At 55.9% G+C, this 23947-nt stretch carries 22 protein-coding genes, 2 tRNA genes and 2 rRNA genes; 7 read left to right on the forward strand and 19 right to left on the reverse strand.

Annotation, left to right across the window (positions count from 1 at the left end; all coding sequences use genetic code 11):
- Nucleotides 1-191: 191 nt before the first annotated feature.
- Nucleotides 192-932, forward strand: a complete 741-nt coding sequence (gene dpaA, locus FFS28_RS08135; protein ID WP_006176792.1) for a peptidoglycan meso-diaminopimelic acid protein amidase — start codon at nt 192-194, stop codon at nt 930-932.
- Here the strand turns inward: dpaA and FFS28_RS08140 are convergent.
- The gene (locus tag FFS28_RS08140; protein WP_006176791.1) at nt 903-1670 is read right to left on the reverse strand and encodes a class II glutamine amidotransferase; all 768 of its coding nucleotides are present in this window, start codon (nt 1668-1670) and stop codon (nt 903-905) included. The two genes, dpaA and FFS28_RS08140, sit on opposite strands and share 30 nt — an antisense overlap.
- Before the next feature lie 57 nt (nt 1671-1727).
- On the reverse strand, nt 1728-2306 hold the full coding sequence (gene lpcA, locus FFS28_RS08145; protein ID WP_003863232.1) for a D-sedoheptulose 7-phosphate isomerase: 579 nt from the start codon (nt 2304-2306) through the stop codon (nt 1728-1730).
- Between the two features lie 239 nt (nt 2307-2545).
- Between lpcA and fadE the strand changes: the two genes are divergently transcribed.
- Both fadE and FFS28_RS08155 read left to right on the forward strand, forming a co-directional pair.
- Complete coding sequence (fadE, locus tag FFS28_RS08150) at nt 2546-4990, forward strand: acyl-CoA dehydrogenase FadE (protein ID WP_137271641.1); 2445 nt, start codon at nt 2546-2548, stop codon at nt 4988-4990.
- A gap of 108 nt (nt 4991-5098) precedes the next feature.
- A complete protein-coding gene (locus FFS28_RS08155) occupies nt 5099-5869 on the forward strand; it encodes an amidohydrolase (RefSeq protein ID WP_042320757.1) in 771 nt (256 codons plus the stop codon).
- A 55-nt stretch (nt 5870-5924) separates the two neighbouring features.
- Here the strand turns inward: FFS28_RS08155 and FFS28_RS08160 are convergent, their stop codons facing one another.
- The 9 genes from FFS28_RS08160 to dnaQ form a co-directional block, all read right to left on the reverse strand.
- Nucleotides 5925-7526 (reverse strand): gamma-glutamyltransferase family protein, encoded by a 1602-nt coding sequence (locus FFS28_RS08160; RefSeq protein WP_137849250.1) that lies wholly within the window; start codon nt 7524-7526, stop codon nt 5925-5927.
- Nucleotides 7527-7535: 9 nt separating this feature from the next.
- A complete protein-coding gene (locus FFS28_RS08165; RefSeq protein WP_137849251.1) occupies nt 7536-8411 on the reverse strand; it encodes an ABC transporter permease in 876 nt (291 codons plus the stop codon).
- A gap of 2 nt (nt 8412-8413) precedes the next feature.
- Entirely contained in the window at nt 8414-9355 is a 942-nt protein-coding gene (locus FFS28_RS08170; protein WP_137849252.1) for an ABC transporter permease, read from the reverse strand.
- 18 nt (nt 9356-9373) lie between these two features.
- On the reverse strand, nt 9374-10888 hold the full coding sequence (locus FFS28_RS08175; protein ID WP_171007394.1) for an ABC transporter substrate-binding protein: 1515 nt from the start codon (nt 10886-10888) through the stop codon (nt 9374-9376).
- Between the two features lie 2 nt (nt 10889-10890).
- Nucleotides 10891-11973: an ABC transporter ATP-binding protein gene (locus tag FFS28_RS08180; RefSeq protein WP_137849253.1), complete on the reverse strand. Its 1083-nt coding sequence runs from the start codon at nt 11971-11973 to the stop codon at nt 10891-10893.
- On the reverse strand, nt 11970-12983 hold the full coding sequence (locus FFS28_RS08185; protein ID WP_102891391.1) for an ABC transporter ATP-binding protein: 1014 nt from the start codon (nt 12981-12983) through the stop codon (nt 11970-11972). Before FFS28_RS08185 ends, FFS28_RS08180 begins: the two co-directional genes overlap by 4 nt.
- Nucleotides 12980-13699 (reverse strand): FadR/GntR family transcriptional regulator, encoded by a 720-nt coding sequence (locus FFS28_RS08190; RefSeq protein WP_088207889.1) that lies wholly within the window; start codon nt 13697-13699, stop codon nt 12980-12982. The genes FFS28_RS08185 and FFS28_RS08190 overlap by 4 nt, the downstream gene beginning before the upstream one ends.
- Nucleotides 13700-14093: 394 nt before the next feature.
- Nucleotides 14094-14170, reverse strand: a tRNA-Asp gene (locus tag FFS28_RS08195).
- 129 nt (nt 14171-14299) lie between these two features.
- Nucleotides 14300-15031: a DNA polymerase III subunit epsilon gene (gene dnaQ, locus FFS28_RS08200; protein ID WP_072208784.1), complete on the reverse strand. Its 732-nt coding sequence runs from the start codon at nt 15029-15031 to the stop codon at nt 14300-14302.
- Between the two features lie 64 nt (nt 15032-15095).
- Between dnaQ and rnhA the strand changes: the two genes are divergently transcribed.
- On the forward strand, nt 15096-15563 hold the full coding sequence (gene rnhA / locus FFS28_RS08205; RefSeq protein ID WP_101738193.1) for a ribonuclease HI: 468 nt from the start codon (nt 15096-15098) through the stop codon (nt 15561-15563).
- Here rnhA and FFS28_RS08210 read toward each other — a convergent pair whose 3' ends face one another.
- A complete protein-coding gene (locus FFS28_RS08210; protein ID WP_102891392.1) occupies nt 15564-16280 on the reverse strand; it encodes a class I SAM-dependent methyltransferase in 717 nt (238 codons plus the stop codon). It lies immediately after the preceding gene.
- Nucleotides 16281-16312: 32 nt separating this feature from the next.
- Here FFS28_RS08210 and gloB point away from each other — a divergent pair, with 32 nt between their 5' ends.
- Together gloB and mltD are read left to right on the forward strand one after the other, a co-directional pair.
- Nucleotides 16313-17071, forward strand: coding sequence for a hydroxyacylglutathione hydrolase (gloB, locus tag FFS28_RS08215; protein WP_137849254.1), 759 nt, complete (start codon nt 16313-16315; stop codon nt 17069-17071).
- A 68-nt stretch (nt 17072-17139) separates the two neighbouring features.
- Nucleotides 17140-18504 (forward strand): murein transglycosylase D, encoded by a 1365-nt coding sequence (mltD, locus tag FFS28_RS08220; RefSeq protein WP_137849255.1) that lies wholly within the window; start codon nt 17140-17142, stop codon nt 18502-18504.
- Nucleotides 18505-18556: 52 nt separating this feature from the next.
- Here the strand turns inward: mltD and FFS28_RS08225 are convergent, their stop codons facing one another.
- The 3 genes from FFS28_RS08225 to FFS28_RS08235 form a co-directional block, all read right to left on the reverse strand.
- The gene (locus FFS28_RS08225) at nt 18557-19330 is read right to left on the reverse strand and encodes a class I SAM-dependent methyltransferase (protein WP_137849256.1); all 774 of its coding nucleotides are present in this window, start codon (nt 19328-19330) and stop codon (nt 18557-18559) included.
- Between the two features lie 77 nt (nt 19331-19407).
- Complete coding sequence (locus FFS28_RS08230) at nt 19408-20208, reverse strand: endonuclease/exonuclease/phosphatase family protein (RefSeq protein ID WP_042320745.1); 801 nt, start codon at nt 20206-20208, stop codon at nt 19408-19410.
- A 137-nt stretch (nt 20209-20345) separates the two neighbouring features.
- Nucleotides 20346-21521, reverse strand: a complete 1176-nt coding sequence (locus FFS28_RS08235; protein WP_058609362.1) for an MFS transporter — start codon at nt 21519-21521, stop codon at nt 20346-20348.
- 104 nt (nt 21522-21625) lie between these two features.
- Here FFS28_RS08235 and yafC point away from each other — a divergent pair, with 104 nt between their 5' ends.
- Complete coding sequence (gene yafC / locus FFS28_RS08240; RefSeq protein WP_058609363.1) at nt 21626-22531, forward strand: DNA-binding transcriptional regulator YafC; 906 nt, start codon at nt 21626-21628, stop codon at nt 22529-22531.
- Between the two features lie 30 nt (nt 22532-22561).
- Here the strand turns inward: yafC and dkgB are convergent, their stop codons facing one another.
- From dkgB to FFS28_RS08260, 4 genes are all read right to left on the reverse strand, one after another.
- Nucleotides 22562-23365: a 2,5-didehydrogluconate reductase DkgB gene (gene dkgB, locus FFS28_RS08245; RefSeq protein ID WP_137849257.1), complete on the reverse strand. Its 804-nt coding sequence runs from the start codon at nt 23363-23365 to the stop codon at nt 22562-22564.
- Nucleotides 23366-23527: 162 nt separating this feature from the next.
- A tRNA-Asp gene (locus tag FFS28_RS08250) sits at nt 23528-23604 on the reverse strand.
- A gap of 55 nt (nt 23605-23659) precedes the next feature.
- Nucleotides 23660-23775: ribosomal RNA gene (gene rrf / locus FFS28_RS08255) — 5S ribosomal RNA — on the reverse strand.
- Between the two features lie 71 nt (nt 23776-23846).
- Nucleotides 23847-23947 (reverse strand): 23S ribosomal RNA (locus FFS28_RS08260); the annotation flags it as partial.

The raw sequence follows: 23947 nt of genomic DNA on the forward strand, positions 1-23947 counted from the left end.
TGAGAAGCGTCCATGACGCGAGCGGCGTCTGCACACTTTATAAAGGAAAACTAATGTGTAAACTAACAGCTTCGCTATTGCGAAAATCTATAGCGATGATAATGTGAGCGCTCCTGTCCAGAATAATCTGATTTCGGGTCTCTTTTGCCGTCCTGGCAAGTTGGTCATGGTTTTATCAAGGAACAAGTAGTATGCGTAAAATCGCATTATTCATTGCGATGCTTCTGATTCCGTGTGTGTCGTTTGCCGGGCTGCTCAGCAGCAACAGTTCAACCACACCCATCAGCAAAGAATATAAACAGCAGTTAATGGGATCCCCGGTTTATATTCAAATCTTCAAGGAAGAGCGCACTCTCGACCTGTATGTCAAAATGGGCGAGACGTATCAGCTGCTTGATAGTTATAAGATTTGTAACTATTCAGGCGGCCTTGGTCCAAAACAACGTCAGGGCGACTTCAAGAGTCCGGAAGGGTTTTACAACGTTCAGCGTAGCCAGCTAAAACCTGACAGCCGTTTCTATAAAGCGATTAACATCGGTTTCCCGAATGCCTTCGACCGTGCCCACGGTTATGAGGGTAAATACCTGATGATCCACGGTGCCTGCGTGTCTGTCGGCTGTTACGCGATGACCGATACGGGCATTGATGAGATTTTCCAGTTCGTGACCGGCGCACTGGTCTTTGGTCAGCCGAACGTGCAGGTGAGCATTTATCCGTTCCGCATGACCGATGCCAACATGGCGCGTCACAAATACTCTTACTACGCGGATTTCTGGAAACAGCTTAAGCCGGGTTACGACTACTTTGAACAGACCCATAAGCCGCCGGTTGTTTCGGTTGTGGATGGGCGTTATCTGGTCAGCAAACCGCTGAGCCACGAAGTCGTCCACCCACAACTGGCGTCAAACTACACGGTCCCCGAGGCAAAATAACGCCCACTCGCCTGGCATAATCTTTTGCCAGGCTTCGTTGCCCGTCAGCGGCTGCGTCGCGATCACGGTGACCACATCGTTCGGCGTGGTCTCCTTCTGAAAATCTATCTCCACATCCTGATCGAGCAGCGTGGCCACACCAAACGGCGCACGGCGGGTGATCCAGAACAGGTTCGTCGAACAGTACGCCATCACGTAGCGCCCGTCAGACAACAGCATGTTGAATACCCCTTTCTCGCGCAATTCTGTCGCCAGTAACGCAATGTATTTGAACACCGCGGCCATGTTGCCCGGCGTGCGGGGATAGCGTTCCGTCAGCTTGTGCAGCAGCCAGCAAAACGCTTTTTCGCTGTCGGTTTCTCCGACCGGGCGGAAATTGCCCGTTTCAAGCGATTTATAGCCCGTCAGTTGGCCGTTGTGCGCGTAGGTCCAGTTGCGGCCCCACAGCTCGCGGGTAAAGGGATGCGTGTTTTCCAGCGCCACTTCGCCGCGATTTGCCTGACGAATGTGGGCGATAACCGAGTGGGATTTTATCGGGTAATCCTGCACCAGTTTGGCAATGGGCGAGTTGAAGCTGGGTTGTGGATCTTTAAACGTGCGACAGCCTTTGCCTTCGTAGAAGGTAATGCCCCAGCCGTCTTTATGCGGCCCGGTTCCCCCACCGCGCTGTACCAGCCCGGTGAAGCTAAAGCAGATATCGGTTGGCACATTGGCGCTCATCCCGAGCAGTTCGCACATACATCACCTCCACAACAGCGGGGGCAACGCCCCAATGGATATGCCCCCCGCGAAGTCTTACTTAACCATCTCTTTTTCAATCAGCTGGATCAGGATGTGGATCACTTTGATGTGAATTTCCTGAACGCGATCTGCATAGCCGAAGTGCGGAACACGAATTTCGATATCGGCCGTACCGTCCATCTTACCGCCATCTTTACCGGTCAGGGTGATGACTTTCATCCCTTTTTCACGCGCGGCGGCGATCGCTTTGATCACGTTTGCGGAGTTACCGGAGGTCGAAATCCCCAGCAGCACGTCGCCTTCACGGCCTACCGCTTCCACGTAGCGGGAAAAGATGTGGTCGTAACCGAAGTCATTGCCTACGCAGGAGATGTGGCTCACGTCGGAAATCGCAATCGCCGGGTAACCCGGACGGTTTTCACGATAGCGCCCGGTCAGCTCTTCTGCGAAGTGCATGGCATCACAGTGGGAACCACCGTTACCGCAGGAGAGCACTTTACCACCGGCTTTGAAGCTGTCGGCCAGCAGGACCGCAGCGCGCTGAATCGCGTGAATATTGGCATCATCTTTCAGAAAATTAGCCAGCGTTTCCGCCGCTTCGTTCAGTTCGTTACGAATAAGATCCTGGTACATGAGGATAATCCTTCAGTATTGATGAGATAACAGGATGGAGTGTACCGGATACCACTAAAAGCGAGAAGCTAAAGCCTTGCGAAACGTCCGGCGTTTTGCTTTTTCGTGCCGGCTTAACAGCGAACAATGTGAACCAGGTTGTAATTATTTTGTAAACACATTGATAAAGGAATTCACATCAACTACAACCATATCATCACAAGTGGTCAGACCTCCTACAAGCAAGGGAGCTTTTCGTTATGATGATTTTGAGCATTATCGCAACCGTTGTTCTGCTCGGTGTGTTGTTCTATCACCGCGTCAGTCTCTTCCTCAGCAGCCTGATCCTGCTGGCCTGGACGGCAGCGCTTGCCGTAGCAGGGCTTTGGAATATCTGGCTTTTAGTTCCGCTGGCCCTCATCCTTCTGCCGCTTAACCTGGTGCCGATGCGTAAGTCGATGATCTCCGCGCCGGTATTCAAAGGCTTCCGCAAGGTGATGCCACCGATGTCGCGTACAGAGAAAGAGGCGATCGACGCGGGCACCACCTGGTGGGAAGGCGATCTGTTCCAGGGCAATCCAGACTGGAAAAAGCTGCACAACTATCCGCAGCCGCGCCTGACCGCAGAGGAGCAGGCCTTTATCGATGGCCCGGTGGAAGAAGCGTGCCGTATGGCGAACGACTTCGCTATCACCCATGAGATGGCCGACCTGCCTCCTGAACTGTGGGCTTACCTGAAAGAGCATCGCTTCTTCGCGATGATCATCAAGAAAGAGTACGGCGGTCTGGAATTCTCCGCTTACGCTCAGGCGCGCGTGCTGCAGAAGCTGGCGGGCGTCTCCGGGATCCTGGCGATCACCGTGGGTGTACCAAACTCTCTCGGCCCGGGCGAACTGCTGCAGCATTACGGTACTGAAGAACAGAAAGATCACTATCTGCCGCGTCTGGCACGCGGTCAGGAGATCCCGTGCTTCGCCCTGACCAGCCCGGAAGCGGGTTCCGACGCCGGTGCGATCCCGGATACCGGCGTGGTGTGTATGGGCGAGTGGCAGGGCGAGCAGGTGCTGGGCATGCGCCTCACCTGGAACAAGCGTTACATCACCCTGGCCCCTATCGCTACCGTGCTGGGCCTGGCGTTTAAGCTCTCCGACCCGGAAAAACTGCTGGGCGGCGAGGAAGATCTGGGCATTACCTGCGCGCTGATCCCGACCTCTACCCCGGGCGTTGAAATTGGCCGTCGCCACTTCCCGTTGAACGTACCGTTCCAGAACGGTCCAACCCGTGGACAGGATATCTTTGTGCCGATTGATTACATCATCGGTGGCCCGAAAATGGCCGGTCAGGGCTGGCGTATGCTGGTGGAGTGTCTGTCCGTCGGTCGCGGTATTACCCTGCCGTCAAACTCAACCGGTGGCCTGAAATCCGTGGCGATGGGGATTGGTGCTTACGCGCATATCCGCCGTCAGTTCAAAATTTCCATCGGCAAGATGGAAGGTATCGAAGAGCCGCTGGCGCGTATCGCAGGCAATGCCTACGTGATGGACGCCGCCGCATCGTTGATTACCTACGGCATTATGCTCGGCGAAAAACCGGCCGTGCTATCGGCGATTGTGAAGTACCACTGTACCCACCGCGCGCAGCAGTCAATCATCGACGCGATGGATATTGCGGGCGGTAAAGGCATTATGCTCGGCGAAGGCAACTTCCTGGCGCGCGGCTATCAGGGCTCACCGATTGCGATTACCGTGGAAGGGGCAAACATCCTGACCCGCAGCATGATGATCTTCGGTCAGGGGGCGATCCGCTGCCATCCTTACGTGCTGGAAGAGATGGCTGCTGCGCAGAATAACGACGTGGATGCCTTCGATAAGCTGCTGTTCAAACATATCGGCCATGTGGGCAGTAACGAGGTTCGCAGCTTCTGGCTGGGCCTGACGCGCGGCCTCACCAGCGCCACGCCAACCGGTGACGCAACAAAACGCTACTATCAGCATCTGAACCGCCTGAGCGCGAACCTCGCCCTGCTGTCGGATGTGTCGATGGCGGTGCTGGGCGGTAGCCTGAAACGTCGCGAGCGCATTTCTGCCCGTCTGGGTGATGTGCTGAGTCAGGTATTCCTGGCCTCTGCGGTCCTGAAACGTTACGACGATGAAGGTCGTCATGAAGCGGATCTGCCGCTGGTACACTGGGGTGTACAGGATGCGCTTTATCAGGCTGAACAGGCGATTGACGATCTGCTGGCAAACTTCCCGAACCGCTTCGTGGCGGGCGCGCTGCGGGTGGCTATCTTCCCGACTGGTCGCCATCATCTTGCGCCATCCGACCTGCTGGACCACAAAGTGGCGAAGATCCTGCAAATACCGAGCGCGACCCGCTCCCGTATTGGGCGCGGTCAGTATCTGGCACCCACGCCGCATAACCCGGTCGGTCTGCTTGAAGAAGCGCTGCTCGACGTGATGGCCGCCGACCCGATTCACCAGAAGATCTGCAAACAGCTGGGCAAAAATCTGCCGTTCACGCGTCTGGATGAGCTGGCGAAACAGGCCCTGGCCGGCGGCATTATTGATAACAATGAAGCCGCCCTGCTGGTGAAAGCCGAAGAGAGCCGTCTGCGCAGCATCAACGTGGATGATTTCGAGCCGGACGAGCTGGCGACGCAGCCGGTAAAGCTGCCGGAGAAGGTCCGCAAACCTGAAGCCGCTTAACGCGTTTCGCTTCCCTAAACCCCGCCTCGCGCGGGGTTTTTTATTGCCACATTTTCCCGTAATGACGTGCTACAGTGTCAAAAAGCGGTCTTGTGAGGAGTCTGAATCGTGCCGGGTTTAAAGCTTTCTATTTTGCAGCAACCTTTAGTGTGGATGGATGGCCCTGCCAACCTGCGCCACTTCGATCGTCAACTGGAAGAGATTACCGGACGCGATGTGATTGTCCTGCCAGAGATGTTCACCACAGGCTTTGCGATGGAAGCGGCGAAACAGTCGATGCCGCAGGATGACGTCGTGGCCTGGATGCACGCCAAAGCCCGTCAGACCAACGCCCTGATTGCCGGTAGCGCCGCACTGCAAACCGAGCGTGGGGCGGTTAACCGCTTCCTGCTGGTTGAGCCAGAGGGGAACGTGCATTTCTACGATAAGCGTCATCTGTTCCGTATGGCGGATGAGCACCATCATTACGAGGCGGGTAACGAGCGCGTGGTGTTCGAGTGGCGCGGGTGGCGCATCCTGCCGCTGGTCTGCTACGACCTGCGCTTCCCGGTCTGGTCGCGCAACCGCGACGATTACGATCTGGCGCTGTACGTCGCTAACTGGCCTGCCCCGCGTTCACTGCACTGGCAGGCGCTGCTGACGGCGCGCGCCATTGAGAACCAGGCCTATGTGGCGGGCTGTAACCGTGTGGGTACCGATGGCAACGGGCATCACTATCGCGGCGACAGCCGGGTGGTTAATCCGCAGGGTGAGATTATTGCGACCGCCGAGCCGCATCAGGCGACGCGCATTGATGCGGAGTTGTCGCTGACGGCGCTGAAGGAGTATCGGGAGAAGTTTCCTGCGTGGCAGGATGCGGATCCGTTTAGTATTGGGTAAAAAAAAGCCGGGTGGCGGCTACGCCTTACCCGGCCTACAAATGTTGCTCGCGCGTTTAACTCACCAACGCCTGTCCGTCTTTACGGCTCTCCGTTGCCGCCACGTAGTGCCCCTCCGGCAACCGGTAAATCACCTGCGCACCGCCAAAGTTATAATCCTGCAGCGGATCTTCCACCACAATCTGATGCCCCCGCTCGCGCAGGGCGGCAATGGTATTGCGGTCGAACGTCGACTCGACGATCACTTCCCTGCCCTGCACCACGCGCCAGCGCGGGGCATCAATTGCCGCCTGCGGGTTTTGGCCGTGCAGCATGATGCGCAGCGCCATCTGCATGTGTCCCTGCGCCTGCATCGGCCCACCCATGACGCCGAATGACATCAGCGGCTTGCCGTTTCCGTCCATCGCAAAACCGGGAATGATGGTATGGAACGGACGCTTGCTGCCGGCCAGCGCATTGGGATGTTTTGGATCCAGTACAAACCCACAGCCCCGGTTTTGCAGGCTGATCCCCGTGTCCGGCACGACGATCCCCGAGCCAAAGCCCATAAAGTTTGACTGAATAAATGAGACCATCATGCCGCTGGCATCAGCCGTACTCAGGTACACCGTGCCGCTCTGGGTCGGTGAACCGTAGACAAAATCAGAGGCCTTATCCTGATCGATAAGCGCCGCGCGCGCCTTGAGATAATGGTCGCTCAGCAGCTCTTTCGCCGCGAACTCCATATGGTCTTCATCGGCAACGTAGCGATCGAGATCCGCCAGCGCCAGCTTCATCGCCTCAATGGCGAGGTGCAGCCCCTGCACAGAATCCGGGTGATGCTGCTCAATACCGCACTGCTCCAGAATGCCGAGCGCAATCAGCGTGGCGATCCCCTGGCCGTTCGGCGGCAGCTCCTGTACCGAGCCGCCGGCAAAATCGCGCGACAGCAGGTCCACCCAGTCCACGCGATGGTTTGCCAGATCTTCGGTTGTCAGGTGTGCGCCGTGTTCTTTGGCGAAAGCGGCGATTTTTTGTGCCAGTTCGCCATGGTAAAACGCTTCGCCGTTGGTTTTAGCAATCAGTTCCAGCGAGTTCGCCTGGGCCGGATTACGGAAGATTTCCCCCACGCGCGGCGCGCGGCCTTGCGGCGCAAAACAGGCGCTAAAGCCCGGCTGGTCTTTCAGCTTGTTGTAGCCACGCTGCCAGAGATGACCAATCAGCGGGGAGACGGGAAAACCGTTGCGTGCATACTCAATTGCCGGCTGCGCCAGCGTGGTGAGCGGCAATGTACCAAAACGTTCCGCCAGGGCAACCCAGCCCGATACCGCGCCCGGCACCGTAACGGCGTCCCAGCCAATTTCCGGCACGGCAGTTTTCCCGGCAAACAGATCGGCATGCCAGCTGGCAGGCGAGCGGCCCGACGCATTCAAACCGTGAAGCTTTTCTCCGTCCCAGACGATGGCAAACGCATCGCTGCCGATGCCGTTGCCGGTTGGCTCGACAACGGTTAACGCCATGGCCATTGCCACCGCTGCATCCACGGCGTTACCGCCCAGCTGGAGCATACGCATACCCGCCTGCGCCGCCAGCGGCTGCGAGGTTGCAACGGCGTTGTGGCCCAGCATCGGCGGGCGGCGTGAAGCGTAACCGGACGTAAAATCAAGCGCTTTGGTCATTATGACTCCTTAGTCGTGGCGCGGATCGAGCGCATCGCGCAGTCCGTCGCCGAGTAAATTAAAGCCCTGCACGGCAAGGAAAATCGCCACGCCGGGGAAAATAGACATCCACGGCGCTTGCTCAAGGAAACCTTTGGCGGTGTTGAGCATCGAGCCCCAGGACGGGTTCGGCGGCTGCTGTCCCAGCCCCAGAAACGACAGGCTGGCTTCGGCGATGATCGCCGAGGCAATCGCCAGCGTGGCCTGCACCAGAATCGGCGACATGACGTTGGGCAGTACGTATTTGATGATGATCCAGCGATCCGGCAGACCAATCGCCCGTGCACCGTCGATGTACTCTTCGTTGCGAATGGCGATCACCTGGCCGCGCGTCAGGCGGGCGAAGATCGGCATCGCCGAGAGGCCAATAGCGATCATCGCGTTGGTCAGGCTCGGGCCTAAAAATGCCCCGAGCGCGATCGCCATGATCAGGAACGGACAGGCCAGCAGCGCTTCAATAAAGCGTGAGATCACGCCATCCCACATCTTCTGGAAGTAGCCTGCCACCAGCCCCAGCGGCACGCCGATAACCACAGCGATGACCACCGACATACAGCCGGCCATCAGCGAGGTTTGCGCTCCCCAGATAATGCGCGATAAGATGTCGCGCCCCAGCTCGTCGGTGCCAAACCAGTACATCGCCGACGGCGCTTTGCGCACCGCCAGGAAGTTGGCTTTCACCGGGTCGAACGGGGCGATCCACGGCGCCAGCAGCGCCACCAGCACGAAGAAGCCCACCACGACCGCGCCGATCACCGCGCTTTTATTGGCAAGGAATTTTGTTAACACCCTGCTCTTCGCGCGTGGCAGCGCAGGCGCAACGGTTTGAGTTGTCAGTTCCGCCATCGTTAACCTCGCATTTTCGGGTTGATAAGCACGTAGAGCACGTCGGCCAGAAGATTGAGCATCAAGAAGCCGATCGCCACGATCAGCACCACGCCCTGCACCACCGCATAGTCGCGGTTGAATACCGAGTCGACGATCATCTTGCCAAAGCCCGGAATGGTGAAGACCTGCTCGGTCAACACCGCACCGCCCAGCAATTCACCAAACAGTAGCGTGGTCAGGGTGATCACCGGCACCAGCGCATTGCGAAAGGCATGCTTTAAGATCACGGCGTTTGGCAATAGCCCCTTTGCCCGTGCGGTGCGGATATAATCCGCTTTTAATACCGCGATCATGGAGGCGCGGGAATGACGCATCAGCGTGGCGGCCAGCCCCGTACCGAGCACGGAGGCAGGCAGCAGCAACGTGCGCAGGTTCTGGATCGGATCTTCACTGAACGGTACATAGCCGGACGCAGGCAGCCACTGCAGGTTGACCGAGAAAACCAGAATCAGCAGGATCCCCAGCCAGAAGTGCGGGATCGAGATCCCCGAGATCGCCACGAAATTCGCCCCGTGATCGACCCAGCTGTTTTTGTTTACCGCCGCGAGGATCCCCATGCTGATGCCAAACACCAGCGCGATGATCATCGCCAGCAGCGACAGCTCCAGCGTCACAGGCAGCTTGCTGGCGATCAGCTGCGTCACCGGCTCGTGGGTGCGCAGGGAGACGCCAAGGTCGCCCTGCAGCGCACGCGTCAGCCAGTTGAAGTACTGCACGGGGATCGGCGCATCCAGGTTAAGCTCGGCGCGCAGCTGGGCGATCACCGCCGGGTCGCGCTCCTCCCCGGCCATGGCGATCAGCGGGTCGCCGGGCAGCAGCTTTTGCAGCCCGAACACCATCATGCTCACCAGCAGCAGAGTGGGGATGGCCAGCAGCAGACGTTTGCAAATCAGTTCCAGCATGGGTTCTCCTCAGGGCGTTTATTTTGCCAGCGTCAAACCGGCCAGACGCACGATGCCGTCCGGGTAAGGTTTAAAGCCCTGCACGCGCTTGTTCAGACCAAAAATGCGCGGTTCGAAGTAGAGGTAAGCGATCGGCATGTCGGTCTGAAGCTGCTTGACCACGTTGTTGTACAGCGGCTGGCGCGCTGCCTGATCGGTGCTCTGGCGCGCCTGGGTCAGCCATTCATCCACTTGTGCATTGCTGTAACGCCCGTCGTTAAGCGTGCCTTTGCTGTGAACAAAGCCGTAGATGCTGCCATCCGGATCCGGACGTCCCGACCAGCCGGAGAAGCTCAGTTGATAATCACCGCTCTGCTGACGGTCGAGCAGCGTGGCGAACTCGGTCATTTGCAAATTGAGGGTAAAGCCCGCCTCCGCCACCATCGCCTGTAAAACCTGGCCGACCTGCTGGGAAATCGGGTTATTTGGCACCAGCAGATTGACGGTCAGCGGCGTGGTAACGCCTGCGGCTTTCAGTAACGCTTTGGCTTTATCGACGTCGCGCGGCGGCACCGGCAGGTTGACGTGATACGGGCTTACCGGCGAAAACGCCTGGTTGGACGGGGTGTAAAGACCTTCAAAGACCACCTGGTTTAACGCATCGCGGTCAATGGCCTGAGAGAAGGCTTCGCGCACGCGCGCATCCTTGAACGGATCGTTGGCCGGCACCTTGCCATTGTTAATGTTGAAGGTAATGCCCTGATAACCCAGACCGGTCACCTTCGCCAGCGCCAGCTTGCTGTCGGCCTCAACGGTTTTAACGTCGCTTGCGGCAATCCCTTCGGTCAGGTCAAGATCGCCCGCGCGCAGGTTGGCCAGGCGCACGGAGGCATCCGGGATCGGCAAATAGATGATTTTGTCGAAGTGGTAGGCGTCTTTATTCCAGTAGTTGTCGAAACGCGTCAGAACAATACGATCCTGGGACACGCGGCTGTCGAATTTATACGGCCCCGAGCAGACGGGATGCGCGGCAAAATCCGGTTTTTTCGCCGCGTCTGGCGCCATCATCGCTCCGGCGCGATCGGTCAACTGCATCAGCAAAGCGGCATCAGGGGTTTTCAGGTGCAGGGCAATCTGCATTGGACCCGTCACCTCAACCGACTCCACGGAGGAGATTTCACTTTTACGCAGCGAGCCTTTTAACGTCAGGGCGCGGTCGAGGTTGTATTTAGCGGCTGCCGCGTCGAATTTTTCCCCGTCGTGGAAAGTCACCCCTTCACGCAGATTCAGGGTCAAGGTTTTACCGTCATCGCTCCAGGCCCAGTCTTTCGCCAGCCCCGGTACCACTTTCAGATGCTCATCGACGTCCACCAGCCTGTCGCACAGGGAGGCAAAAACAAAACGACCGTAATAGGTGCGCGCCAGATGCGGATCGAGCATGTCCGGATCGGCACCCAGACCAATTCGCAGCACGCTTTCAGACTGGGCGGGCAACGCCGCGCCTAACAACATGACACTTCCCAGTACGGTCAAAAAAGAGTTACGCATTGTCATTATCATGAGTTCCTTGAAGAAAGGGAGGAGTGAGTGGCCGCGTGTTCAAACAGCGCGCGGCGGCGCAGAAAGGCTGCGGATGGCGGTGCTATCTGGATAACGCTGCGATCGCGATTAATGTCCTGCCAGCGGTGACAGGCCACCTGACGGCCGCCGTCGAGTAGCTGATTGATCGGCTCGACCTGGCGGCATTCGTCGGTAACGTACGGGCAGCGGGTGTGGAACCGACAGCCGGACGGCGGGTTGGCCGGGTTCGGTAAATCCCCCTGCAGCAGCGGAGCGTCTCGCTCAACGCCCGGCTGCAATTGCGGCGCAGACGCCATTAACGCCTGGGTATAGGGGTGCAGCGGTGCGTCAAAGATTTCATCTACCGTGGCAAGCTCGACAATTTGCCCGAGATACATCACCGCCACGCGGTCGCTCATATGGCGAATGACCGCCAGACCGTGGGCGACAATCACCATCGTCAGGCCCAACTGATGCTTCAGGCTTTCCAGCAAATTCACCACCTGTGCCTGGACGGACACGTCCAGCGCCGAAACCGGCTCATCGCCCAGCAACAGTTTTGGACCGGACGCCAGGGCGCGCGCAATGCCGATACGCTGACGCTGTCCGCCGGAAAACTCATGCGGATAACGCCCGGCCCAGGCGGCGGGCAGCCCCACGGTGTTGAGCAACTCAGCCACACGGTACTGGCGATCGTTTTTGTTCATCTTCTGGTGCAGCCACAGCGGCTCGCCGACGATTTGCTCGACGGTCATGCGCGGGTTCAGCGAGGCGAAGGGATCCTGAAAGATGATTTGCAGTTCCCGACGGAGCTGGTTCAGACGGGCACCGGATGCATCGGTGATCTCCTCTCCCTGATAAAACACGCGTCCTTCGCTGGCACCCAGTAACCGCAGAAGCAGGCGACCAAGGGTAGATTTACCGGAACCGGATTCGCCAACAATCGCCAGCGTTTCACCGGGCATCACCGCGAGGGAGACGCGATCGACCGCCGTAACGAACCGTGCCGGGGCGAACAGTTTTTTAGGACCGGGAAAGCGCTTGCTCAGGTCACGCGCTTCCAGAATGGGTGTAGTCATGCAATTTCTCCCAGCGCAATGTGATGTTCCAGCGGTACGCGGAAACAGGCAACCTCGTGGCCCGCGCCGAGTGCGCTGAGCGGCGGTTTTTCATCGTGGCAGCGTGTCTGCGCAAACGGGCAACGGGTGGCAAAACGGCAGCCTTTCGGCATGGCTCCCGGCAGAGGGACAGACCCCGGGATAGTGGAGAGCTGGCCTTTGCGTGCGCCAAGAGAGGGAATCGACCCCATCAGACCGATGGTGTATGGGTGCTGCGGGTCGGCAAAGATAGCCTCCACGCTCCCCTGCTCTACCACCTGCCCGGCATACATCACCGCGACCTGCTGAGCCACCTCGGCCACCACGCCCAGATCGTGGGTAATCATCAGAACCGCCGTGCCCGTTTCTTCTTTTAGGGTGTTGAGCAGCGTAAGAATTTGCGCCTGAATGGTGACGTCCAGCGCGGTGGTGGGTTCATCGGCAATCAGTAAACGGGGATGGTTAATCAGCGCCATGGCGATCATCACGCGCTGGCGCATCCCGCCAGAGAGCTGGTGGGGATAGGCTTTCAGACGCATCTCAGCGGCCGGTATCTGGACTTTTTCGAGGATGCGCAGCGCCACGTTCATCGCCTCTGCGCGTGAGACATTCTGATGGCGCATGACCGCCTCGCTGAGCTGGTCGCCCAGGGTAAAGGCCGGGTTTAGTGAGGTCATGGGTTCCTGGAAAATCATCGCCAGCTCGCTGCCGCGCAGGTCAGCATATTCCCGCGGTGAGAGCTTACGCAGATCGTGGCGGCGGAAGTGCATCTCACCGCTGACGATTTGCGCGCTGGCGGGCAACAGCCCCATCAACGCCAGCGAGGTGATGCTTTTTCCGCAGCCGGATTCCCCCACCAGCGCCAGCGTTTCACCCGCCTTCACACAGAGCGAGATGCCGTCCAGCACGCTAACCGGAGAGCCAGCAAACCTGACGTTGAGGTTTTCCAGCCGCAGTACGGGGGCGGTTTCCTTAAAAGGGATTGTCGTCATAGCGTGGCGTCGTCCTCATTGTGAATGGCCTGAATCAGCGCGGTTTGCAGGCTGAGCAGATGTTCGCGCATCGCGCCGGCAGCCTCGTTCGGCTGGCGATGGATAATCGCTGACATGATTCTATGATGGTGGTCGTTGTAGCTATCGACACGTTCAGGGGTGCGGGCAAGCTCGCGCAGATGCTGCCAGCCGGGTTCGCGCCGGACGGCATCAATCGCATCGAACAGGCCGAGCATCAGGCGGTTGCCGGCAGCCTCTGCAATCGCACGGTGAAATGCGCTGTCCCACAGCTCATTCAGATCGCGGTCATCCGGGCTGACCTTATCGATGCGCTCCAGCATGCGCTGCATCAGCGCGAGGTTTTCCCTGGTGGCACGCAGTGCCGCAAGACGGGCTAAGCCGGGTTCGAGCTGCAGACGAGCTTCCATGACTTCCAGTAGGTTGGTTTGCTGAACCAATCCCTGAAGGGCCAGGGGTTCAACGGGGGCAGCCGGACCGATAAAGGTGCCTTTCCCCTGTTTACGCCAGATCCGCCCTTCTTCTTCCAGCACGTCCAGCGCACGACGGACTTCACGCCGTCCTACGCCGAGAGTGTCCGACAGCTCACGTTCGGTGGGCAGCGGAATGCCTGGTGTTGACTCATGCTGGTGGATTAGCCCGCGCAACTGCTCAAGCGCGGTGCTGGAATTTGCCAGAAACCGTGACGCTTTTTCCATATTGGTTCGCTCGCTGTCATCATTGCTCTGTTTTTATTAACGATAAGTTATTGATATGACGTGCTACTTATTGTGCTAATGATTAAGCAATTAGCGAACCAATAGCGCATTGGTTCAGGAAGTTTTTGGAAAACAAAAGGTAACCGAATGATTTCTTATGAATTATTTTTACATAATTATTACATTCGAAAGTATGACTTACGAACGGATGAGAGGATATCGCACAATAAAAGTGCAATTAATGCACTAAAATCGTGCAATTGTTAATAAATTGCACTGCATATATTAACTTTTTGTTAACCAAGCCAGGAGGGGGGAGTAAGACGTAAATAGCGTGAGGGAAGATAAAAACGACGAAGGCCTGAATCATTTCTGATTCAGGCCTTCTGAATAGTGGCGGAACGGACGGGACTCGAACCCGCGACCCCCTGCGTGACAGGCAGGTATTCTAACCGACTGAACTACCGCTCCACTGTTCCCGTTGGGGAACGAGGCGCATATTACGGTTTGCCTCTGAACTCGTCAACGCTTTTTCTCACGTTTTGAATCGTTTGCTGCAAAAATCACCCGGGCGGCGATTTTACGCGCATTTATTGGTGATTAACCCCGCCACATACAGCTTCCGCCCTTCTTCTGGACCAGGTCCAGGCGGGATTCATGGTTAAGCAGCTCTTCATCGCTGGCGTGGACAACCCGCAACCGGCTGGCCTGGCGAACAAGGCGCTGAATTCCCGCCTCGCCCTGCGACTGCTGGGATTCGTTTTCCATACTGAATTTCATCGACGTCTGCCCGCCGGTCATGGTCAGATAAACGTCGGCCAGGATCTGGGCATCGAGCAGTGCGCCGTGCAGCGTTCGCTTGGTGTTGTCTATCTCGTAGCGTGAGCAGAGCGCATCGAGGCTGTTACGCTTGCCCGGAAACATTCTCCTTGCCAGCGCCAGGCTGTCGGTGACTTTACAGAACGTGTTGGTTTTCGGTATATCGCGGTTCAGCTTGCTGAATTCATAATCCATAAAGCCGATATCAAACGACGCGTTATGGATGACCAGCTCAGCGCCTTTGATGTATTCCAGGAACTCGTCCGCCACGTCCGCAAAGGTTGGCTTATCCAGCAAGAACTCATCGGCAATGCCGTGAACGCCAAACGCTTCGGGATCGACCAGCCTGTCGGGCTTAAGATAGACGTGGAAGTTGTTCCCCGTGAGGCGACGGTTTACCACCTCAACGGCACCGATCTCGATGATTTTGTGCCCTTCGTAGTGGGCACCAATCTGGTTCATACCGGTGGTTTCGGTATCGAGGACAATCTGGCGAGTAATTGCAGTGCTCATAGCGGTCATTTATGTCAGACTTATCGTTTAACTGAACGTTTCAAATACAGGAAGTCTACCAGAGATGCGTAAACAGGTAGAAATTTTCACCGATGGATCGTGTCTGGGCAACCCAGGGCCAGGTGGCTATGGCGCCATTATGCGCTATCGCGAACATGAAAAAACTTTTAGCGAAGGCTATTTTCTGACAACCAACAACCGCATGGAGTTGATGGCTGCCATCGTGGCGCTGGAAGCGCTGAAGGAGCATTGCGACGTGACGCTGAGCACCGACAGCCAGTACGTGCGTCAGGGCATTACCCAGTGGATCCATAACTGGAAAAAACGCGGCTGGAAAACCGCAGAGAAGAAGCCAGTCAAAAACGTGGATCTCTGGAAGCGTCTTGATGCCGCCCTGGGGCAGCACGTCATTAAGTGGGAGTGGGTCAAAGGGCATGCCGGGCATCCCGAAAACGAACGCTGCGACGAGCTCGCCCGCGCGGCCGCATCCAACCCCGCGCATGAGGATGTTGGCTATCAGGCCGAAGCCTGATCAGGGCTTTTTGTACTGTCGTGTTGCGCCGACGGTCTGGCGGATCCGGGCTTTCGATTTACTCTGCTTCATCGGGTTAAGCGTAAGGGGGATGGTCCGCTTACGCGCCACGATAAACTGCATACAGCCTAACGCTGGCAGATGGGTACTTAACACCACGCCCCCTTTGCGCGTCCAGGGCAGTACCTGAAAACCGCCATAGCAGAGCACTTCAAAATTCAGCAGTGAAAGCCAGTCCAACTGGCGCGTCATTGTGAACATGCGGCTGTTATACGGCGGCGTGCGGCGCAGTACGGGAACCAGCTTACGCAGCCCCATCAGGCTAAGCGGGTTAAAGCCACTGATGACCAGCCAGCCGTCATCTATAAGCACGCGATCCGCTTCACGCAGCAGACGGTGCGGGTCACTGCACCAGGGCAACGTGTGTGCCAGCATACAGGCATCAACGGACTTTTCAGCAAACGGTAAATGCAGCGGGTCTGCCTTCACCTGCACGGGAGAGCCGTTAAGAGAAACATTCACCTGATGAGAGATAGCGCAACTTTCGGTATTGATTTCAGCACTGAGATTGCCAATCTTAAGCAGGTGAAAACCGTACATTTTCGCGAGCCAGGGCTTAAGCTGGCGTTCTAACGCCTCGCGATAATAGTCACCCCAGGGCAATTCCGCCCAACGTTCAGGTGCTGCGACAGTTCGAGGTATCCTTGCCTGTTTCATCAACACATCCGCCACGCCGTAAGAGGTAATGTATGAATCTTATCAGTATTCCCGCCTTTCAGGACAATTACATCTGGGTAATCGTTGACGACGCTCGTCGGTGCATCATTGTCGATCCGGGTGAGGCTACGCCGATTTTGCAGGCCATCAACGACAATAACTGGCAGCCAGAAGCCATACTGCTTACCCATCACCATAACGACCATGTGGGCGGCGTACCGGCTCTGCTGGCGCAGTACCCGCACCTGGCGGTGTACGGCCCGGCGGAGACGCGCGATAAAGGCGTCACGCAGGTAGTCGATGAGGGCGAAAAGGTGATCATACTCGGGTTGAAGTTTTCCGTATTTGCTACGCCAGGTCACACTTCAGGACATATTTGTTTCTACAGCGCCCCTTATCTGTTTTGCGGGGATACGCTGTTTTCCGGCGGCTGTGGAAGGTTGTTCGAAGGAACGCCAGCGCAGATGTACCAGTCCTTACAGAAGATTAACGCCCTCCCGGACGACACCGTAATATGTTGTGCACATGAGTATACATTAGGGAATATGAAGTTTGCGGCCAGCATTCTACCGTACGATCGTGCTATTCAGGATTATTACCAGAAAGTGAAGGAGTTACGTGCAAAAAACCAAAAAACACTACCCGTAATTCTGAAAAAAGAGCGAGAAATAAATTTATTTTTACGCACAAATGATGTTGATTTAATTGATGAAATTTCTAAAGAAACAAATTTGCAACACCCAGAAGCGCGATTTGCATGGTTAAGGTCAAAGAAAGATAACTTCAGATAAATGCGGGTTGCCTTTTCAAAATTTCGCCGTTATCATCGCTCGTCTTTTAAGCAACTATTGACACACACATGAAGGCAAAAGCGATATTACTCGCCTCTGTCCTGCTTGTCGGTTGCCAGTCGCAGACTGGCAATAACGTACAACAGCACGCACAGAGCCTTTCTGCAGCTGGTCAAGGGGAAGCAGGGAAGTTTACAAGTTCGGCGCGTTGGATGGACGATGGGACATCATTTGCGCAGGAACAGAACTTGTGGGCCTCTATTGGCGACGAGCTAAAGATGGGAATTCCGGAAAACAGCCGGATTCGCGAACAGAAACAGAAGTATTTGAGAAATAAGAGCTATCTCCACGATGTAACGTTACGGGCAGAGCCGTATATGTACTGGATAGCCGGGCAGGTTAAGAAACGTAACATGCCTATGGAGCTGGTACTCCTACCCATAGTGGAGAGCGCTTTTGACCCACACGCAACGTCTGGCGCCAATGCCGCAGGTATTTGGCAGATCATTCCGAGCACCGGGCGCAATTATGGTTTGAAACAGACCCGCAACTACGATGCGCGTCGCGATGTTGTCGCTTCCACGACAGCCGCTCTCGACATGATGCAACGTCTGAACAAGATGTTTGACGGCGACTGGTTATTAACGGTCGCAGCGTATAATAGCGGCGAAGGTCGTGTACTTAAGGCGATGAAATCGAACAGAGCGCGTGGTAAAGCCACTGACTTCTGGTCGCTTTCACTGCCTCAGGAAACGAAGATTTACGTACCGAAAATGCTGGCTCTGAGCGATATTCTCAAGAACAGCAAGCGTTACGGTGTATCACTGCCAACACCAGACGAAAGTCGTGCACTGGCGCGTGTCCGTCTCAGCAGCCCGGTTGATATTCAACAGGTTGCCGATATGACGGGCATGTCGGTAAGTAAATTGAAAACCTTTAATGCAGGCGTTAAAGGCTCAACGCTGGGGGCAAGTGGCCCGCAGTATGTGATGGTTCCGCAGAAGCATGCTGAACAACTTCGCGAGTCTTTAGCTTCGGGTGAGATTGCAGCCGTTCAGTCAACGCTGATTGCGGATACCTCGCCGGTAAGCAGCCGTAGCTATAAGGTTCGTTCAGGCGATACGCTTTCAGGCATTGCATCACGTCTTGGCGTGAATACGAAAGATCTGCAGCAGTGGAATAACCTGCGCAGTTCAGGCCTGAAAGTGGGTCAGACTCTGACGGTTGGTGCGGGTAGCAGCGCACAGCGTCTTGCCAGAAACAGCGATAGCATTACCTATCGCGTGCGTAAGGGTGATTCGCTGTCTAGTATCGCAAAACGTCACGGCGTGAACATCAAAGATGTGATGCGCTGGAATAATGATACTGACAATCTGCAGCCAGGTGACCAGCTGACGTTGTTTGTGAAAAACAGCGCCACACCAGACTCCTGATTACACGACGAAACGTAAAAAAGGCACCGATTCCCCCGGTGCCTTTTTTGTTTTATCCCGCTTTTTGCGCTTCAGCCATAATGGTGTCGCTGGTAAACGAGCCATCTTCCTGCAGTTCAAAGTACCTCTTCACATCAGCGGACGCACTCTCCTGATATAAACGAATAGCCTGGCTTAACGCGTCCGGCGTGCGCATGCGTGCGATCCAGGAGCTGAACTCCAGCGGTAACCGATCGGTTATCAACGAGCGTGAAATTAAGCCGGCGTCGGTGATTAACGATAACCACTCGCCGCTGGAGTAGTTCTGTACATGCGACGTATCGCGCAGCGCCTCGACCGTTTGCAGCCAGATATTGCGCACAGGATGGCCGGGCGACATCACATCCATGATGATGAAAACGCCGCCGGGTTTCAGGACGCGCTTGACTTCCCGTAATGCCTGGCCGACATCATGCCAGTGGTGAGCTGAGTAACGGCTGATGACAACATCAAATGTTTCATCCTCGAAGGGTAAGGATTCGGCATACCCCTGGCGCGTAGCAACGTTGTTCAGCCCTTTCGCCTTTGCGGCTTCCGCGACCACCTCCAGCATCTGGCTGGATAAATCGTACGCCACCACCTGTGCCACCTTCTGCGCGGCGGTAAAGCTGGCGTGCCCTGCTCCACAGCCTAAATCAAGCACGTGAGCCTGTGGGAAAGCAGCCAGACGTTCCCCCAGCCGGACCAAATCCCGCCCGGAAGCGTGTACGGCGCTACTCAGATAAGCGCTCGCCTGTGAACCAAACTGTTTTTCTACGTTGTCATGATGGGATTGCGTTGTTGTCATCTTACTGTCCTTTGGTTGGTTACAAAATAAAGGGCAGTACCCGTACAGGCCTGCCCCATGGCAGACCTGACACACCATTATTTATCAGGTTTGCCGGGACTGAATTCAACGAGTAGAGGATTATGATCGGAGGCGCGCGTCACCAGAACAGAGGCGTCATGCACGCTTAAACCACGATAGAAGACAAAATCGAGTGGACGACCAAACGCTTTTTTGCGCTGGTCATCGCTGAAACGAACTTCCCGGAGCGACATTTCACGCGCGAAGCGGTACAGCGCGTTCATGCGCGGGCGACTCCAGGCGTTGAAATCACCGGCCATGATGATCGGTCCACTGTGGTGAGCAATCTGATCGCCGATTGGAAGTAACTGCTTACTATAGACATCCACGCCCAGGCTGAAGTTGACTGCATGGATATTCACCACCATCAGCAAGCGGGTGTCCGGCAGCGGATAGACCGTTACCAGCGCTGATTTTGCCAGGCGCAGGATGGGCTCGCGTTCGCGTAACGGGCAGCAGTACACCGGATGCGCGGCCGACAGAGTCATGACGCCCGAGGGATGTTGCGGCAGGACAAACGCAGGCACCTGATCGGCGGCGAGATAGTTAGTGGTAGCAAACCTCACCAGCTCAGGCGTGGTTTGCGCCTCCTGCAGCAGAACCAGATGCGCGTCCTTTCCGAAATTTTTGAGCACGGATAACCACTCCGCGCGCTGCTGCTTAAAAATATTCCACACCAGTACCCGGATTTTTTCATCGCTGCTTAACGGGGTGCCAGCGGGCAATGCCTGGCTAAGGCTCGCAAACGACCCCGGAGGTAAGATTCTCTCCGCGGGCATTCCGGCAACATAACGCATGGCATAGGTATTTTTTCGCACTTTTGGAAACGACCTCTGTAACGTGAACCAGCCCGGAAAACGGACTGGTTCTACTGTTATAGGGACTTTAGGTTACACTTTCAACGCAATTTCTGAGAAACCGCTTTCCAGTTTTGTAAGCAAGCACTTACACAGGTTCAACCCATCACCACGCGCGCGGGTTTATCCAAGCGTCCGCTCAGGCCAATCAGCAGGAATGCCACGAGTACAATCGCCGCACCAATCCACGGCGTTTGCGCCAGGCCAAAATGCTCCACGGTCTGCCCGCCAATAATCGAGCCGAGCGCGATGCCGATATTAAACGCCGCAATGTTCAGGCCGGATGCCACGTCCACCGCGTTAGGGGTATAAAGCTCAGCCTTCTGAACCACGTATACCTGCAAGCCCGGCACATTACCGAAAGCAAAGATCCCCATCACCAGAACCGTGACCAGCGCGGCGTACTGCATCGATGCGGTGAACTGGAAAACCAGCAGCAGAACGACCAGCGCAGCAAAGATGAACTTCAGTGCCGGGACCGCGCCGTGCTTATCGGCCAGTTTGCCACCCCAGATATTGCCAATCGCCACGGAGATACCGTACCCCAGCAGGATCCAGCTCACTGCACCCGGTGTAAAGCCCGCGAGATCCTGCATCATTGGCGCAAGGAAGGTGAAAGCGGTGAAGACGCCGCCATAACCCAGAGCCGTTACCGCATAGATGAGCAGTAATCGTGGGTGAGTGAGCACCTTGAGCTGCTCGCTCAGGCTGGCGCTGGCACGACCGGGGATCGTCGACGGGACTAATAACAGGCTAGCCACCAGGGCAATGACGCCCAGCAGGGATACCGCAAGGAACGTTTCGCGCCAGCCGAAATGCTGGCCGATAAAGGTCCCTAACGGCACGCCGGTTACCAGCGCGACGGTCAGGCCGCCAAACATAATCGCAATGGCGGATGCGGCTTTCTCTTTCGGGACCAGGCTGGTTGCGATGGTCGAGCCGATGGAGAAAAACACCCCATGCGCAAGGCCGGTCAGCAGGCGGGCTATCACCAGCGTGGTGTAATCAGGTGCCTGCCAGGCCAGGATATTTCCGGCAGTGAACAGCACCATCAGGGCCATAAGCAGCTGCTTACGTGGAAACCGTCCGGTGAGCGCCGTCAGCACGGGTGCACCGATGGCAACACCGAGAGCGTATATAGAAACCAGCAGCCCAGCTGAGGGCAGCGAAATAGAAAGTTGGTCAGCAATCGTTGGAACCAGTCCAACAATCACGAATTCGGTCGTGCCAATTGCAAAAGCACTGATCGTCAGGGCAAGTAGCGCCAGTGGCATAAAATACTCCGTCTCTTCAGGATTAAGATGACACGAAGTATGCGCCAGTGTTTAAATAACAAAAATGGTCAAAATATCAATTGAATTTTGCGGATGGTGCAACAATGAAAGCAACGTCGGAAGAGCTTACAATCTTTGTCGCCGTGGTAGAGAGCGGCAGCTTTAGCCGTGCTGCGGAACAACTGGGTCAGGCTAACTCGGCCATCAGCCGCTCGGTGAAGAAGTTAGAGATGAAGCTCGGGGTGAGCCTGCTCAACCGAACGACGCGGCAGCTCAGCCTGACGGAAGAAGGTGAACGCTACTTCCGTCGCGTCCAGTCTGTTTTACAGGAGATGGCGGCGGCAGAGACGGAAATCATTGAATCACGTAATACGCCGCGCGGACTGTTGCGTATTGATGCCGCGACCCCTGTCGTCCTGCATTTCCTTATGCCGCTGATTAAACCCTTCCGCGAGCGTTATCCGGAGATGACGCTTTCACTGGTGTCGTCAGAGACGTTTATCAACCTGATTGAACGTAAGGTCGACGTGGCGATCCGAGCGGGAAACTTAACGGACTCGAGTCTGCGCGCCCGTCCCCTGTTTACCAGCTATCGTAAAATTATCGCTTCGCCACAGTATATCGCGCAGTTTGGCAAGCCTGAGACGGTCGAAGACTTAAAGCAGCATACCTGCCTGGGATTTACAGAACCTTTATCGCTCAATACCTGGCCTGTAGCCTGTCATGACGGGCAACTTTACGAAGTCAGCTGCGGTTTATCGTCTAATAGCGGTGAGACGCTGAAACAGCTTTGTCTGGAGGGAAACGGCATCGCCTGTTTGTCTGACTATATGATTGATAAGGAAATTGCGCGCGGCGAACTCGTAGAACTGATGGCAGATAAGCGTTTGCCCGTTGAGATGCCTTTCAGTGCGGTATATTACAGCGACAGGGCGGTAAGTACGCGTATACGCGCCTTTATTGACTTCCTGAGTGAGCATGTAAAAACAGCTCCAGGAGGAGCTGTGTGAGGGTTTAAGGCATCGGGTGAGGGGTTAATCTCAGTCCCAGTCCGGGGCTAACCCTTCCGGGCTGACCAGGCGATCGTTGCAATCCAGGGCGGCGATCGCTTTTTTATCGTCCTCATCCAGCTTGAGATCCAACGCCAAAAGGTTGCTGGCCAGGTTTTCACGTTTGGTTGATGACGGGATCACGGCATAACCTTCGCCTGTCGCCCATGCCAGAATCACCTGCGCGGCAGTGGCGTTATGCTTCTGCGCGATACGTCCGATCGTTTCGTCTTTCAGCGCCTTACCGTAAGCCAGCGTCATGTAAGAGGTGATATGGATCCCGTGCTGTTTCGCCCATGCCACGACTTTACGGTTTTGCAGGTAGGGAGAGAGTTCAATCTGGTTGGTGGCGATGTTCGCGGCACCTACCGCCGCAATAGCTTTTTCCATCAGCGGGATCGTGAAGTTAGAAATACCGATCTCCCGGGTTAAGCCCTGCTCTTTCGCTTCCAGCAGTGCCTGCATGAACTCTTCTACAGAAACAGCATCGTTCGGTGACGGCCAGTGGATCAACGTCAGATCAATATATTCCGTACGCAGTTTTTTCAGGCTCTCTTTGAGGCTTGGGATGAGCTTATCTTTGCTGAGATTCTCGATCCAGATTTTGGTAGTGATGAAAAGTGCGTCACGCGGTACGCCGCTCTCTTCAATGGCCTGACCAACTGCTGCTTCATTTTCATAAATCTGTGCCGTATCAATGGTGCGATAGCCCAGTTCAAGTGCAGTTTTTACCGATGCGATAACAACGTCGTCTTTCAGGCGGAAAGTGCCGAGACCAAGTGCAGGGATAGTCATGTCATTCCTCAAAAATCATTATGTTATTAAGTGAGGAAGATTATCGCTGTTGCCGTTATGCAGAAAAAGATCGTGAAACGCAGAGGATTTTTGCTGTTTAAGCAATAATTATAACGCGGACAAGAAAAAAGCCCTGAGCAAATGCTCAGGGCTTTTAATAAGTGGCGGAACGGACGGGACTCGAACCCGCGACCCCCTGCGTGACAGGCAGGTATTCTAACCGACTGAACTACCGCTCCACCGAAGACTTCTGTAACCACCGGATTTATGCACCGGCTTACTACTTAATTTGATGCCTGGCAGTTCCCTACTCTCACATGGGGAGACCCCACACTACCATCGGCGCTACGGCGTTTCACTTCTGAGTTCGGCATGGGGTCAGGTGGGACCACCGCGCTAAAGCCGCCAGGCAAATTCTGTTAATCTGTATCAGGCTGAAATTTGATTGTCTGTCTCTTCGCCGAAACAGCTTCGGCGTTGTAAGGTTAAGCCTCACGGTTCATTAGTATCGGTTAGCTCAACGCATCGCTGCGCTTACACACCCGACCTATCAACGTCGTAGTCTTCAACGTTCCTTCAGGA

Origin of the sequence: Enterobacter sp. 2VL (assembly GCF_005503595.1) — a bacterium.
GTDB lineage: Bacteria > Pseudomonadota > Gammaproteobacteria > Enterobacterales > Enterobacteriaceae > Enterobacter > Enterobacter cancerogenus.